Origin of the sequence: Actinacidiphila acidipaludis, from assembly GCF_019890725.1 — a bacterium.
In the GTDB taxonomy this organism is placed as follows: domain Bacteria; phylum Actinomycetota; class Actinomycetes; order Streptomycetales; family Streptomycetaceae; genus Actinacidiphila; species Actinacidiphila acidipaludis.
This window is the reverse complement of sequence record NZ_JAINZZ010000040.1, coordinates 37551-52002: the sequence shown is the minus strand read 5'-3', so window position 1 is coordinate 52002 and position 14452 is coordinate 37551. Positions and strand designations below refer to the sequence as shown.

Here is a 14452-nt window from a genome sequence, read left to right as displayed (position 1 = left end):
TGCCCTTTCACCGTGTCACCCTGCGTGTGCGGTCGCGCCTGCCGAGGGCGACGGCGGCCGCGCAGGACAGGATCCCCACCATAGCGAGAACCCACTCCGGCGCCGCGCCGACGCGGTCGGCGACCGTCTTCTGGTCACGCAGAGGAATGTCGGCGGTCAGCACCTGCTGGGTGAACTCCTTGCTGTGCTGCAGGATCCGGCCGTCCGGGGCGACCACCGCGCTGATGCCGCTGGTGGCCGCGGTGACCACGGTGCGGCCGTGCTCGATCGCCCGCAGCCGGGACATGGCGAGCTGCTGCTCGGGCTGGCCGGTGCGGCCGTAGGTGGCGTTGTTGGTCTGCACGACGATGGCGCGGGCCCCGGCGTTCACGGTGTCGCGGACGATGCCGTCGTAGGCCACCTCGAAGCAGATCACGTCGCCGAGCCGGGCGGGGCCGATCTGCATCACGCCGGTGCCCTTGCCCGGGTAGAAGTCGCGCGGGATCTCGTTGAGCTGGCTGACGACCTTCGTCAGCTCCTTGCGGAACGGCACGTACTCGCCGAACGGGACGGGGTGCTGCTTGGTGTAGTGCGCACCGGGCCCGGTGACCGGGTCCCAGACGATGCCCTCGTTCTGCACGTGCGTGGCGTCGGGGCCGTCGACCAGGGCGCCGACCAGCACGGGCACGCCGACGGCCTGCACGGCCTCGGTGATCTTGTCGTACGCGGCGGGGTTGGTGAACGGGTCGAGGTCGGAGGAGTTCTCCGGCCACAGCACCAGGTCCGGCTTCTGCACCTTGCCGGACCTGATGTCCGCGGCCAGCCGCAGGGTCGCCTGGACGTGGTTGTCGAGGATCTTCATCGGGCGGCCGAGGAAGTGCAGGCCGGGCTGCTGGACGTTGCCCTGCACGACGGCGATGCGGACGTGGCCGACGGCGTTGGTGTGCACGGGCACGAGCAGGCCGGCGCAGAGCACGGCGGCCGACATCGCGAGGGCGGCCGCGCCCCGCAGGGCGCCCCTGAGGGTCCGCCGGTCCTCCCGCCAGGCCCGGTGCCCGGCGAGGGCCGCCGCGGCCAGCAGCGTGCCGCTGAGGGCCACCGCGAAGCTCACCAGCGGGGCGCCGCCGAGAGCGGCGAGCGGGGTGAAGGGCGAACCGGTGTTGGCGAACGCGAGCCGGCCCCACGAGAAGCCGCCGAACGGCAGGCGGTCGCGGACGAGTTCCTGCGTCACCCACAGGCTGGCGCACCACACCGGCCACCAGCGCAGGCGCTGCGCGCAGACCATCAGACCGGCCATCAGCACCAGGTAGCAGGCCTCGACGCCGGACAGCACGACGACCGCGATCCAGGTGACGCTGCGCAGCCACACCAGCAGCCACAGGAAGAAGGGGAACCCGAAGGCGAAGCCCAGCCAGGCCCCTTGCCGCACCGTGCGGCCGCGCAGCACCAGTGCGAGGCCGGCGACGGCCAGCACGGACAGCGGCCAGACGCCGTAGGGCGGGAAGGACGCGGCCATGGCCAGGCCGAAGACGGCGGCGACGGCGCTGCTGGGGGCGGCCTTGCGGGCGGCCGCGGTGAGGCGGGCGCGGCGCGTGGCCCGGGCCGGGGCGGGGTCCGCGGGCCGGGAGGCCTCGGTGCCGGGCGCCGGCGGAGCGTCGACCCCGGCCCCCGGCTGGAGCTCGGCGGTGGGCGCCACGGGGTCGGTTTCGGGGCGCAGGCGCACGGTTGCGGCCTTCCTGCAGGTGGAGAGGTGGTGAAGGTGACCGTACCTTGTGTTGACGACCCGGTGAGTCGCGAGTCGGCAAAGGTCCGGCGACGAACCCGCCCCTCCCCCACTCCACCACCCGCGGCCCCGCCCCGCCCGCGGAAGCCGGCCCCCACGCCCGGACAGCGGAACGGGCCGGACCCTCACCCCGAGCAGGTGGCCGCACGGCGTCCGGACAGCGGAACGGGCCCGGATGCCCTTCGGGCCGACCCGGGATCCTCCCCCAGACTCCGTCCGGGGGTGCCCCCACTGCGGATCTCACCGAAGGCACCACAACATCCGGACAGCGGAACGGGCCCGGATGCCCTTCGGGCCGACCCGGGATCCGCTGGCTGCGGGTCTGACCGAAGGTCGTTGTCTACTGGGCGTCCGGGCCCTTCCCGGGTCACACCTGCCGATCGGGCGGCGCCGCGTTCCGCGTCGTGCGCGCTGGACCTGGCTGCCAGTGGCGGCGTGCCCGTGCGGCGCGGCGCCCCATGGCCCAGCGGTGTTCGACGCAACCGCGGAGAGCCCCCGGTCCGACGTCCTGTGGTGGACGTGGCCGAACCTACTCGCCCCCGACCAGCCACTGTCAACACCCCTGTGACCTGCGGGCTTTCACCAAATCAGCAGGTCAGTGACGAGCGGGCGCCGGGAGCACGACACGCCGCCGCCCCCTGAGGGCACACCGTTCGGGCGCATGATCGCCGGCGGCGCTCACCCGTTCGGACGCTCGTACACCGTGCGACCGGCGACGACGGTGCGCAGGGCCTGCGGCAGCGGGGTGCCGGGAGTGAGGTCGGGCAGGCCGGGGGTACCGGAGCGGGGGTCGGTCGACCAGTTGGCGACCCGCTCGTCGGGGGCCTGGACGACGAGGTCTCCGGTACGCCAGACGGCGTAGTCGGCGGGAGCGCCGGGGACCAGCACGCCCGCGTCGTCGCGCCCGACCGCCCGCCATCCGCCGCGGGTGTGCGCGTTGAACGCGGCGCGGGCCGAGATGCGGTGGCCGAGCGTGCGGTGGAACGCGGCCGCGCGGACCGCTCCCCACGGGTCGAGCGGGGTGACCGGGCTGTCCGAGCCGAGGACCAGGGGGACGCCGGCGCGGGTCATGGCCGCGAAGGGGTTGAGGGCCGCCGCGCGGGCCGCGCCGAGGCGGCGGGCGTACATGCCGTCCTCGCCGCCCCAGGCCGCGTCGAAGGCGGGCTGCACGGACGCGACCAGCCCGAACTCGGCGAACGCCGCGATCGCGGCCTCGCTCATCAGCTCGGCGTGCTCCACCCGGTGCCGCAGGGCGCGGACGCGGTCGAGGCCGGCCTCGGCGGCGGCGGCCCGCACCCCCTCCACGACCGCGTCGATCGCGGCGTCACCGATGGCGTGGAAGCCCGCCTGGACGCCGGCCTCGGTGCACAGCGTGAGGTGGCGGGCGATGGTGTCGCCGTCGAGGTAGGTGACGCCGGTGTGGTCCGCGTCGGCGTACGGCGCGTGCAGGCAGGCGGTGTGCGAGCCGATGGAGCCGTCCACGAACAGGTCGCCGCCCGCGCCGACGGCGCCGAGGTCGCGGATCCGGTCGAGGTCGGCCGGGCGCTGGGCGGCCTCCGCCCAGTAGCCGAAGACCCGCACCCCGGCCTCGTCGCGGGAGAGCGCGAGGAGGCCGGTGAGGTCCTCCTCGGAGGAGATATCGGGCCCGGCGCACTCGTGCAGGGTGCCGATGCCCTGGGCGGCGGCGTGGGCCAGCGCCGCCCGCTGGGCGGCGGCCCGCTGGGCCGGGGTGACGGCGGCGAACGCGGCCCGGCGGACGGCGTGGTGGGCGTCCCGGGTCAGCGGGGCCTGCGGGTCATAACCGGGCAGGGCGGTGACGTCGGGCACCAGGTCGAGCAGCGCAGAGCTGGCCGCGGCCGAGTGGACGTCGGCGCGGGTCAGGTACACCGGCCGGCCGGCGGCCGCCTCGTCGAGTTCGGCGCGGGTCGGCGGGCGCCGCTCGGGCCAGCGGGTCTCGTCCCAGCCGTGGCCGAGCAGCACGCGGTCGCCGGGGTGGGCGGCGGCGTGGGCGGCGGTGCGGGCCAGGGCCTCGGCGAGCGAGGCGGTGCCGCCCAGGTCGAGGCCGGTGAGCGCCAGACCGGTGGACGTGGTGTGCACGTGCGCGTCGGTGAACGCCGGTGTGACCAGCGCGCCGTCGAGCCGGACGACGCTGTCGACGCCGTCCGCGAAGGAGTCCGCGGCTCCTTCCGAGCCGACCCAGGCCACGGTGCCGCCGTCGACGACCATCGCGGTGGCGAAGGGGTCGGCGGGGCTGTAGACGAAGCCGCCGCGCAGCAGCACGGTGCCGGTTGCGGGGCCTGTTTCGGGACCTGTTGCGGGACCGGCAGCCGGGAGTGCGGAGGCCGCCGGGGACGCGGAGTGCGGGGAGGTGCGGTGCATGGTCCCCAGTGTCTCCCGGGCCCGCGGGTCACACGCGCGGGGGCCTGGACTCGTAGGCGGTGGAGAGCACCACGGTGGTGCGGGTGGAGACGCCGGCCAGGCTGCGGATCCGGCCCAGCAGGTGCTCCAGCTCGATGGGCGCGGAGACGCGCACCTTGAGGATGTAGTTCTCGTCGCCGGCGACGCTGTGGCAGGCCTCGATCTCGGGCACCTCGGCGAGCCGGTCGGCGATGTCGTCGGGGGCGCTGGGGTCGAACGGCTTGACGGAGATGAACGCGGTCAGGGACAGGCCGACCGCCTCCGGGTCGATGATCGCCGCGTATCCGCGGATCACCCCGCGCTGCTCCAGCCGCCGCACCCGCTGGTGCACGGCAGAGGTGGACAGGCCGGTGGCCTTGCCCAGGTCGGTGTAGCTCATGCGCCCGTCGGCCACGAGCAGTTCCACGATGTGCCGGTCCAGCTCCTCCACAGCGGACGACCTTACCGTCAGTGGCCGTCGTCGCGTCAGGCGGACGGGTCCGGACGGGTCCGGACGGGCCGCCCGGGGCGCGGGAGGACTCAGGGGGTCTCAGGGAGGCCCGGGGTGCGCGGCGGCCGGGTCAGTCCGTGAGCAGCCTGCGCAGGTAGGCGTTGGTGAAGGTGCCCGAGGGGTCGGTCACGGCGACCAGCGCCCGGAAGTCCGCCAGCCGCGGATAGGCGGCGCGCACCCGCTCGGCGGGCACGGTGAAGAGCTTGCCCCAGTGCGGGCGGGGCGAGAGCGGCGCGAGGGCCGCCTCGATCCGGCCGAGCACGGGCCGCACGGCCGCCGGGTCCTTGATCCAGGTGAAGTGCAGGGCGACGGTGTCGCGGCCGTGGGCGGGGCTGAGCCACTGGCGGTCGGCGGCGACGGTGCGGACCTCGCAGATCTGCAGGACGGGCGCGATGACCGGCCCGAGGGCGGCGAGGGCCTCCAGGGCGGCCTGCGCGTGCGCGCGCGGCAGCAGGTACTCGGACTGCAGCTCCTCGCCGCTGCTGGGGACGAACTGGGGCCGGAAGTGCGGCAGTCGCTCGTGCCAGGGGCCGGGGGTGCCGTCCTGCGGGGTGCAGAACGCCGGGTCCATGCCCGGGACGGGGTGCACGGGTCCCTCGGCGGGCCGCGCCCAGGGCAGTTCGGGGTCGGGCGCGCCGTCGAGCTGCTTCAGCCACACCTGGGTGAAGCGCGGCGCCGTCCAGTCGGTGAACAGGCTGACGCTGTACGCGGCACCGGTGATCGCGTCGAAGTGGGCGGTGGCGTCGGCGAGTTCGAGCCCGGTGAGGACGCGCTGGCGGACCTGGAAGGCGGGCACGGTGTCCAGCGTCAGATGGGTCACCACGCCGAGCGCGCCGAGGGAGACGACGGCGCCGTCGAACCGCTCGCCGTCCTGGTCCCGGCTGAACGTCACCGTGTCCCCGGTGGCGGTGACCACGTCGAGGGCGCGCACCGACGTGGCGAGGCCGCCGTTGCCGTTGCCGGAGCCGTGGGTGCCGGTGGCCACCGATCCGGCGATCGAGATGTGCGGCAGAGAGGCGGTGTTGGGCAGCGCGAGGCCGTGCGCGTGCAGGTCGGCGGCGAGTTCGGCGTAGCGGACGCCGGCTGCGACGCGCACCGTGCCCGCCGCGGTGTCGATCTCCGTCTCGGCGGGGAGGGCGCGGACGTCGACGAGGTCGCCGTCGGTGTCGGCGACGTCGTTGAACGAGTGGCCGCTGCCGACGGCCTTGACCCGGTCGCTGCCGGCGACCAGGCGGCGCAGTTCGTCGAGCGTGGCCGGACGGTGCACCCGCTGTGCCGAGAAGGTGAGGTTGCCCGCCCAGTTGGTTCGCATCGCCTGCCGCTTCCACGAGTCGGCGAACCCGCTGCGGCCTCGCCCGACGGCACCCTAACAAGGGCGGTCGGCAAGGCGGCGCGCGCGGGGGCGGGAAGCGTTCGGGGGTGCGTGGTCGCATGGCGGGGGCGCACGTTCCGGTCAGCACAGCGAGTGTGACGAAGGCCACACTCAATGCGCGGTGAGGGCTCCCGGTGGCGTGATTACCCGCGTAGCACGGCGGGAAGTGCTCGCTATGGCCGAGAGCGTGCAGCCCGGCCGGCCCGAACAGGGGCATCACCCAAGGGGGAACGCAGCATGCGTAATCAGGTGCGCGGCAGCCGTGGCGAACGCACGGATTCCTCGTTCGGCGAGGGTCAGGGGCCCGAGCTGACACTCTCCGCCCGCATCGTCGGCGTGGACACCGACACCGACACCGACGCCGAGGACGCGTTCGACGACGACCTCGGCGAGGCCGTCCGCCTGGCCTGCCCGGACTGCGCCCGGCCCATCGCGGTCCTCCCCGACGAGGACCGGCTCCCGGAGCACGCCCTGTGCCCGACGCCGTGGAACCCGTTCGGCCTGACGGTCTGCGGCGGCTCGGGCCGCCCGGTGGCCGAGGCCCGGCCGCTGGACGACGGCGCGGACGGCGACGAGCCGGAGTTCGCCGTGCTGCTGGCCCTGCCGGCCGGCCTGGACTGGCGCACCCAGCCCTTCTCGCACGTGGGCGGCCCCGGCTCGCGCCCCCTGCGGGCTCGGGCCACGGGCCTGGCCGCCTGACGCACCGCCACCGGGGCCGGCGGGCCGCACCGCCGCGCCCGCCCGGCGGCGGCCGCACGCCCGAACCGGGACGCCGGCCGCGAACACCCGGACGCCCAGCCGCTCGGTCGCTCAGTCGCTCAGTCGCGGGACTCCGGGCCCGCGAGGTGCCGGGCCACCACCATCCGCTGGATCTGGTTGGTGCCCTCCACGATCTGCAGCACCTTCGCCTCGCGCATGTACCGCTCCACCGGAAAGTCCGCGGTGTAGCCGTAGCCGCCGAGGAGCTGGACGGCGTCGGTGGTCACCTGCATGGCGGAGTCGGTGCAGAACAGCTTGGCCATGGCCGCCTGGGCGGAGAACGGCTCACCGGCGTCGCGCAGCCGGGCCGCGGTCAGGTAGAGCGCCCGGCCGGCCTCGATCTTGGTCGCCATGTCGGCGATCATGAACCGCAGTCCCTGGAAGTCGGCGATCGGCCGGTTGAACTGCCGCCGTTCGGCCATGTAGGTGAGAGCGGCGTCCAGGGCGGCCTGCGCCACGCCGATCGCGCACGCGGCGATGCCCAGGCGGCCGGAGTCCAGGGCGGCCAGCGCTATGGCGAACCCCTGGCCCTCCTCGCCGATGCGGCGGCTGTCCGGCACGCGCACCCCGTCGAAGTGCACCTGGGCGGTCGGGGAGCCCTTCATGCCCATCTTCCGCTCGGGCAGCGCCGCGGAAAGCCCCGGCGTGTCGCCGGGCACCAGGAAGGCCGAGATGCCGCGGGCGCCCTCGCCGCCGCTGCGGGCCAGCACCGTGTAGAAGTCGGCCACGCCGCCGTGGGTGATCCACGCCTTGGTGCCCTCGATCGTCCAGTCGTCGCCGTCGCGCACGGCCTTGGTGCGCAGCGAGGCGGCGTCGGAGCCGGAGGTGGGCTCGGAGAGGCAGTAGGCGCCCAGCAGGCCGCCGCCGAGCATCTGCGGGAGGTGGTCGGCGCGCTGCTGCTTGCTGCCGAAGGCGGCGAGCGCGTGGCAGGCCAGGGTGTGGACGCTGACGCCGAGGCCGACCGTCAGCCGGGCCGCCGCCAGTTCCTCCAGGACCTGCAGGTACACCTCGTAGGGCTGGCCGCCGCCGCCGTACTCCTCGGAGTAGGGCAGGCCCAGCAGTCCGGCCTCGCCGATCAGGGCGAAGGTCTCGCGGGGGAAGCGCCCGTCGTCTTCCTCCGCGGAGGCCTGGGGGGCGATCTCGCGCTGCGCGATGTCCCGGGTGAGCGCGAGCAGGTCGCGGGCTTCGTCGGTGGGCAGGTGCCGGTGCGGCGCGGGGTGCGGCATGGCAGCGCATCCTCCCTTTTCGGGCGCGAACGGCCAGGCCGCCGTGGGTGGGCGGGGCCGTAGGTGAGCGATCGAATACCCGGCTCCATGATCCCGCACCGGGTCGCGGTACGGCGTGATCAACGGGGCCGGCGGTTGGAGTATGCCCGATGGACGCCGCCCCGTCACCAGTGCCGTTCCGGGGGGCCCGCGGGCCGTTCGTCAGCCCGCGTCGGCGAGGCTGAGGTGGTGCAGGTGCTCGGGCGGCCCGGGCCGGGCGTAGTACCACCCCTGGCCGTGGTCGCAGCCCAGGGCCCGCAGGTGCTCGGCCTGCGTCCGGGTCTCCACGCCCTCGACGGTGACCGTCAGGTCGAGGCTGTGGGCGAGCGAGACGATGCCCTCGACGATCTTGAGGTCCACCGGGTCGGCGGGGTGCCGCCGCATGCCGCGGGTGAAGGCCCGGTCCAGCTTCAGGACGCTGACCGGCAGCCAGCGCAGCGACGACAGGTTGGAGTAGCCGGTGCCGAAGTCGTCCAGCGCTATGGCCACCCCGAGGTCCGCGATCCGCCGCAGCGGCTTGAGGGCGTCCTCGTCGGCGCCGATCAGGGCGCTCTCGGTCACCTCCAGGCACAGTGCGCCCGGCGGCAGGCCGGTCTCCTCCAGGACCCCGGCGATCTCGGCGACCAGGTCGCGGTGGTGGAGCTGGATCGGCGAGAGGTTGACGTTCACGCGCGGCGCGCACGAGCCCCCGGGGTGGTCGAGCTGCCACTCGCGGGCCTGGCGGGCGGCCTGTTCCAGCACCCAGCGGCCGAGGGGGACGATCTGCCCGGTGCTCTCGGCGAGCGGGATGAACTGGTCCGGGCCGAGCACGCCGTGCACCGGGTGGCCCCAGCGGACCAGCGCCTCCGCGCCGAGCACCGCGCCGTCCTCCAGGCCGATGAGCGGCTGGTACTCGACGAAGAACTCGCCGCGTTCCAGGGCCTCGGGCAGCCGGTTGGTCAGGCCGTGGCGGGTGATGGCCCGCGCGTCGGAGTCGGGGTCGGCGACCTCGTAGCGGTTGCCGCCGTGCTCCTTGGCCCGGTACATCGTGATGTCGGCGCTGCGCAGCACGTCGGCCGCGCCCCGGGAGCCGGCCGGGCCGTAGACGATGCCGATGCTGCCGTGGACGCGCAGGTCGCGGTCGTCGAGGGCGATCGGGGCGGCGAGCGCGTCCAGGATGCGGGTGGCCAGGTCGGTGACGGCCTCCTGCCCGGGCGGATCGGTGTAGAGGGCGACGAACTCGTCGCCGCCGATCCGGGCGACGAGCTGGTCGTCGGAGGTGAGGCACGCGCGCAGCCGCTCGGCGACGGCGACCAGCAGCCGGTCGCCCACCGCGTGGCCGAGGCTGTCGTTGACCGTCTTGAAGCCGTCGAGGTCGAGGTAGCACAGCCCGATCCGGCTGGTGGGGCCGTCCGGGTCGAGGGCCTGGTCGAGCCGCTCGAAGAACAGGGCGCGGTTGGGCAGCCCGGTGAGCGCGTCGTGGGTGGCCTGGTGGCGCAGCCGCTGCAGCAGCCCGCGGCGCTCGGTGATGTCCTCCAGCAGGGCGAGCTGGTACTGCGGCCGGCCCTCGGTGTCCCGCAGCAGCGACACCTGGAGGTTGGCCCACAGCACGGTGCCGTCGGCCCGCGGGTAGGCCTTCTCGACGTGGTAGCCGTCGCGTTCGCCGCGCACCAGTTCGCCGTTGAGGCCCCGGATGGCGGGCTCGTTCTCGGGGTGGACCCAGTCACTGACGTTGCGCCGCCTGATGTGCGCCTCGCCGCCGAACATCCGGGCGGCGGCGTCGTTGATCTCCAGGACGTTTCCGTCCATGTCGGCGATGCCGATGCCGACCGCGGCGCCCTCGAAGACCGCGCGGAGCTTGGCCTCGCTGTCGGCCAGCGCCCGTTCGGCCTCGGCCTGGGCGCCGAGCGCAGCGCGGGAGATGGACTCCTGCTCGGACAGGGTGCGTTCGCGCAGCGCCTGGGAGAAGCCGACGGCGACCGCGTGCTGCAGCCGCGAGCAGCGGATCCTGGCCTCGTCGGCGGGGACGTCCGCGGGCGGCGGGCAGTAGAGCACCAGATAGGCGTCGATGACGCCGAGGATGCTCGGCAGCGCCTCGGGGTCGGTGCAGTGCGCGTCCACCAGCGCGGCGCCGACGGCGACCGCGGGCCGGGGGTCGAACGGCCGGGCCCGCAGCGTCTCCCGCAGGACGCGGGCCTGCGGGACCAGGTGCGCCTCGAACTCGACGCGGGTCATCGAGGTGGCGGTGACGGAGTAGATGGCCCGGCCCCAGATGGTCGCGAACCGGCGGAGGTTGTGTTCCTCGTCGTGCTCCGGCGCGGGCTCCCCCTGGTCCTGCGCCGCGGCGGGCCGTCCGGTCACGCCTTCAGCCCCACAGCGGCGAGACCGTGCAGGGCCGCGGTCTCGTCGTCCTCGGTGAGCGGCGCGTCGGGACGCCAGTACGCGAGCGGGACGATGCCGGGCTCGACGATCTCGAAGCCGGCGAAGAAAGGTTCCAGCTCGTCCTTGGTGCGCATCAGCAGCGGGGTCGCCGTGCGCTGGTAGACCTTCTGGGCGGCACGCTGCCCTTCGGGGGTCGGCCCGCCCAGGGTGGCGTGGGTGATGACCATGATGCTGCCGGGGGCGAGCGCGTCCCGCAGGGTGGCGATGATCTCGGCCGGCCGGTCGTCGTCGGAGAGGAAGTGCACGACGGCCACCAGCATCAGCGCGATCGGCCGGTCGAAGTCCAGCATCCGCCGGGTCTCGGGGTGTTCGAGGATCGACAGCGGGTCGCGCAGGTCGGCGGCGGCGATGGTGGCGTCGGGGTTGTCGGCCAGCACCGCCTTGCTGTGGGCGACGGCGACCGGGTCGTTGTCGACGTAGACGACGCGTGCGCCGGGCGCGGCGGCCTGGGCGACCTCGTGCACGTTGCCGAAGGTGGGGATCCCGGAACCGATGTCCAGGAACTGGCCGATGCCGCGGTCCACCGCGAAGCGCACCGCCCGGCGCATGGCGGCCCGGTTGGCCTGGCCGATCTTGGGGATGCCGGGGAAGGCCTTGAGCGCCACCCGGGCGGCCTCCCGGTCGACCTCGAAGTTGTGGGAGCCGCCGAGGAAGTAGTCGTACACGCGCGAGACGCTGGGCACGGTCAGGTCGATGCCCTGGGGGGCCCAGGATGGACGGTCGGTCACGGTTGGTGTCTCCAGGTCATGGGGCTCAACTAACGCGTCATCGGCGGGTGTTCCTGGCATGCTCCGGTGGCGGCCGGCGTTTGCGGGTGCTCAGCACGAGGCTACTGATCACCTGTTCGGAGTGAAACACAGAACCGGAGATGACACGTCCGTTTTTGGCCGACAAAGGCCGTCATGTTCATGTGCGAAAACGCGCACGTGCGGGGATACGCACACAAGGCGGCGGACCCGCGGCCGACTTCGGCCACGGGCCCGCCGTAGGGTTGCGGGTCGTCCGGTCCGGCCTTCGCCCCGCGGTCCGACCGCGAGGCGTCAGCACCTATCAGCAGCGCGTCAGCACGCGCCCTCGTCCTGCCAGACACCCCACTCGCCGGTGGTGCCGGGCTCCTCGTTGGTCGTCCACCACTTGGCCTTCCACTTGTGGCCGTTGTGCTGCACCTCGTTGCCCCCCACGTAGACCGCGGAGGCGGACCACTGCGCGACCCCCGCACACGTTCCGCCGCCGGGCGGCGTGGTGGGCGGGGTGGTGGGCGGCGTGGTCACCGGGGGCGTTGCACCCGCGAATTTGACCGAGAACTTGGCGAAGTCCCAGTCGGCCTGCGGGACGCTGCTGCACGTGCCGGAAGTGGTGCCGTTGTTGTCCGGCGGCGAACACTGTCGGTCACGGTTCAGCGACCAGAACGTGAAGCGGCCCATGCCGTGGCTCGTGGCGTAGTCGAGCACGGTCTGGAAGTCCGACTGGTAGAAGTACTCGCCGGAGTCGCTGCGGCCGTTCATGCCGGAGAAGCCCTCGTGGGCGTACGCGGTGGCGGTGTCCCAGCCGAAGGTGGTCTTCAGCAGCCCGTTGAACGCGGTGAGCGCGCTGGTCTGGGAGGCCGCGCCGCTGAAGCCGCCGTCGAACGGCATGATGGAGAAGTTGTTCGGCGTGAAGGCCTGCGCCTTGGCCTCGTTGAGCATCTGCTGGCCGAACCAGCCGGTGCCGGCGGCGGTTCCGGCGGTGGTGACCGACACGTACAGGCCCGGGTTGTTCTGCTGCAGGATCTTGGCGGCGCCGATCTCGTGGGAGACCGCCGCGCTGTTCTCGTACTCCGGCTCCTCCAGGTCGAAGTCGATGGCCTTGAGGCCGTACTTGGTGATGACCTGCTGGTAGGCGGCGGCGGTCGAGGCGCTGTCGGAGCACGCCTGGCCGAGCTTGGTGCCGCCGTAACCGCCGATGGACACCGAGACGTCGCCGCCCTTGGCCCTGATCGCGGAGATCACGCCGGCGACCGCGGTGTCGGAGGAGACGGCGCTGGTGCCGCCCCATGTCGGGCTGCAGCCACCGCCGTTGGGCGCCAGGATGAAGGCCAGCTGGAACGCCTTGAGGCCGGTCGCGTCCATGATCGCGGTGGCGCTCGGCGGGTTGTTGTCCAGCGGCATGAGGTACGGCGCCGCGGCGTACCACTGGCTGCTCAGCGCGTCGGCGGAGACGGTGGCGCCGCTGGCCTGGCCGGCGCCCAGTGCCGCGGCCGTGCCGAGCCCGGCGAAGGCGAGCACGGCGGCCGCCACGCCCGAGCCGAGGGCTTTGAGTCGGTTCACGTCGGACCTCCTGTGGGGGAACGTGGCAGCAGAATCCTGCCGTGACGCGAACCCGTCAATGGGTTGGTCCAGACCAATTCGGCGAACGCGCGGATTGGTCTCGACCAGTTGCCCGAAAGGAGGCCGTTTGCCGGTCTCCGGGCGGGCGTTCGCCCGGAGACCGGCAGGGATCAGGCGATGCCGACGGACGCCAGCGCGCGGCGCTGCGCGGGGCTCGGCTTGGCCGGGAAGTAGAGGTAGCAGACACCGCCGGTGCCGCCGCTCACCCCGCCCGAGGCGTTGATCCGCTTGGTGCGCAGCCAGATGGTCTCGAACTGCGCCCGCTTGTAGATGTTGCGGACCGCGTCGTCGCTGGAGCTCGCCGGGTCGTTGGCCACCACGTCACCCTCGGGCGTGAAGCCCGCGATGCACATCAGGTGGCCCGAGGTGCCGTAGCCCGCGCCGTCCAGCTCCGAGGCCAGGAAGGACTGGGACGTTATCACCGGGATGCCGGCCTTGATCAGCCGCTCGACGTCGTTGAGCGAGTGCAGCCGGGTGATGACGCCCTGCATGTCGGTGTAGGTGGCCGCGTAGGCCGCGTTGAAGGGCCAGTTGCCGCAGCCCTCGTACTGGTAGTCGTAGGTGTACCGGGCGCCCTGGTCGACCTGCGGGTCGGCGTAGGAGGGGTCGACCCAGGCCATCTGCTCGGCGGTCGGGCCGCGGCCCCAGTACTCGATGACCATGGTGGACGAGGTCGGGCTGCACCAGGCCTCGCCGCCGTTGTCGTACTCCGGGTACTGGCCCTTGTGGATGTTCTGCGAGTAGCGCGGCACCGGCAGCTCCACACCCGCGCCCACGCCCGGCACCGAGGCCGGCACGGTGAAGCGGTCCGGGATGTTGGAGGCCATCGCGCCGAGCCGCCACACGGTGGGGGTGAGGTGGCTGCCGGGCTTGCGGAAGAGCGTCAGCCGCAGCCGGTAGGAGTCGAGCAGCGGGCCCGCGCTCGTGTCGTCGATGGAGAAGGTGTCGGTCCAGATGCTGCTCTTGTTGTCCGTCTGGTCGTCCACCGAGGTGCGGCGGATGTCGTCCGGACCGTCACCGGCCGTCCAACGGCCCATGATGTACGCCGGCGTCGCGGTGCCGTCGGTGTAGGTGCCGAGCAGCTCGATCTGGATCCAGGTGCCCGACGGGGTGTCGGCGTTCCAGGACGAGATCAGCTCGCTCGCCGGGTGCGGGATCTTGTGCACCGGCGACGTCCAGGAGGCGGACTCCCAGGTGGCCGTGGTCCCGGTGTGCGGGTCGGTGTAGTCGAGCGTGCCGGTGGCGCGGGCGATCCGCACCCCGGGGCGCCTGCCGGGCACCGGCACGGTGCCGCGGTGCTCGCCGAACAGCCAGTCGGGGTACGACGTCCAGCCGTGGTAGTCGACCGGTGCGTCGTCCGGCGTTGTGGCCTGGTGCCCCGCCGGCACGGGCAGCGTGCTGGGCGCGGTCCCTCCGGCGGCGGACGCCGGGGCCGCACTGGCGGAGTGCGCGGTCGCGGCGGCCGCCGCCGCCGCGAGCGCGGCGGTCAGTACGGCACGCCGGGGCGCGTTGTGGGTCATGAGTTCCCCTCGGTTTCCCTCGACGTGGATCGGGAGGTTCCCGGCAGCCGACGGCGTGCCAGGTGCGGACCACTATGGT

10 protein-coding genes are annotated in these 14452 nt (G+C 73.6%); 1 reads left to right on the top strand and 9 read right to left on the bottom strand.

Annotated elements, in window-relative coordinates; translation table 11 throughout:
- Positions 1-7: 7 nt before the first annotated feature.
- The 4 genes from lnt to K7862_RS25775 form a co-directional block, all read right to left on the bottom strand.
- Positions 8-1702 (bottom strand): apolipoprotein N-acyltransferase, encoded by a 1695-nt coding sequence (gene lnt / locus K7862_RS25790; RefSeq protein WP_308012184.1) that lies wholly within the window; start codon positions 1700-1702, stop codon positions 8-10.
- A gap of 738 nt (positions 1703-2440) precedes the next feature.
- Positions 2441-4141, bottom strand: coding sequence for an amidohydrolase (locus K7862_RS25785; RefSeq protein ID WP_222966656.1), 1701 nt, complete (start codon positions 4139-4141; stop codon positions 2441-2443).
- Positions 4142-4169: 28 nt separating this feature from the next.
- Positions 4170-4610, bottom strand: a complete 441-nt coding sequence (locus K7862_RS25780; protein WP_222966654.1) for an Lrp/AsnC family transcriptional regulator — start codon at positions 4608-4610, stop codon at positions 4170-4172.
- A gap of 130 nt (positions 4611-4740) precedes the next feature.
- On the bottom strand, positions 4741-5982 hold the full coding sequence (locus tag K7862_RS25775; protein ID WP_222966652.1) for a D-arabinono-1,4-lactone oxidase: 1242 nt from the start codon (positions 5980-5982) through the stop codon (positions 4741-4743).
- Between the two features lie 297 nt (positions 5983-6279).
- Between K7862_RS25775 and K7862_RS25770 the strand changes: the two genes are divergently transcribed.
- Entirely contained in the window at positions 6280-6741 is a 462-nt protein-coding gene (locus K7862_RS25770) for a hypothetical protein (RefSeq protein ID WP_222966650.1), read from the top strand.
- Positions 6742-6860: 119 nt separating this feature from the next.
- On the opposite strand, the gene K7862_RS25765 is transcribed toward K7862_RS25770, so the two are convergent.
- From K7862_RS25765 to K7862_RS25745, 5 genes are all read right to left on the bottom strand, one after another.
- Entirely contained in the window at positions 6861-8027 is a 1167-nt protein-coding gene (locus K7862_RS25765) for an acyl-CoA dehydrogenase family protein (RefSeq protein WP_222966648.1), read from the bottom strand.
- 201 nt (positions 8028-8228) lie between these two features.
- Positions 8229-10406: a putative bifunctional diguanylate cyclase/phosphodiesterase gene (locus tag K7862_RS25760; protein ID WP_308012183.1), complete on the bottom strand. Its 2178-nt coding sequence runs from the start codon at positions 10404-10406 to the stop codon at positions 8229-8231.
- The gene (locus tag K7862_RS25755; protein WP_308012182.1) at positions 10403-11215 is read right to left on the bottom strand and encodes an SAM-dependent methyltransferase; all 813 of its coding nucleotides are present in this window, start codon (positions 11213-11215) and stop codon (positions 10403-10405) included. The genes K7862_RS25760 and K7862_RS25755 overlap by 4 nt, the downstream gene beginning before the upstream one ends.
- Positions 11216-11548: 333 nt before the next feature.
- Positions 11549-12793 carry a carbohydrate-binding protein gene (locus tag K7862_RS25750; protein WP_222966644.1) on the bottom strand — a complete coding sequence of 415 codons (1245 nt, stop codon included), beginning with the start codon at positions 12791-12793 and terminating at the stop codon, positions 11549-11551.
- A 170-nt stretch (positions 12794-12963) separates the two neighbouring features.
- Positions 12964-14373, bottom strand: coding sequence for a C39 family peptidase (locus tag K7862_RS25745; protein WP_222966642.1), 1410 nt, complete (start codon positions 14371-14373; stop codon positions 12964-12966).
- Positions 14374-14452 lie beyond the last annotated feature (79 nt).